We start from the raw sequence: 577 nt of genomic DNA on the forward strand, positions 1-577 counted from the left end.
GGTGATTTCGTCCGACTCTTCGCCGGTCAAGTCGTCTACGAGGGTCCGGATTACCTTCTGTGCCATGTCAAAGACTATAGGCCATTCGGTGGATAGGATTCACCAGTAGTGGGCACTTGCTAGTCGAATTTCGTGGGCCAGCGACCCGGTACTGCTGCTCAGGCGGGGCGGTAAAGCGACCCCGTATTCCATAGTTCCCTGGCCTCGAACCACTGTTGGGGAAGCCTGACCTTGTCTTGATTCCAGCCCCGATGTCTGGCCAATGTGATGCCGGTGCACTCGATGAGCTGAATGAACAGAGCGACAACGCCCCGGGCGTAGCCGTTCTGGATCGTGGGGTTGCCGGTCTTCACGTAAGTGTCGGAACTCCAGGTGAAGTGCCAGTTGACGACATCGTTCGCTGACTCCGCCTTCTGATGATAGATACGGTGGGCCACGGCGTCTCGAGCAGACTTCGCACCGAGCAGGCCCTGGCGGAGTATGTCGCGAGGGACGCTGTCGGCATCCGAGGCGAAGCTGCCATATCGCCACTTGCGAGGGTCGGAGCCGCGGTAGTCCGTAGATACCGATACGCGCC

At 59.4% G+C, this 577-nt stretch carries 1 protein-coding gene; it reads right to left on the bottom strand.

The window, feature by feature from the left end:
* Positions 1-158: 158 nt before the first annotated feature.
* Positions 159-577, bottom strand: a 419-nt coding sequence (locus tag ACZ5CR_RS46850; RefSeq protein ID WP_468870165.1) for a hypothetical protein, incomplete at its 5' end; no start/stop codon positions are given.

This window comes from Streptomyces sp. NPDC031274, assembly GCF_055570235.1.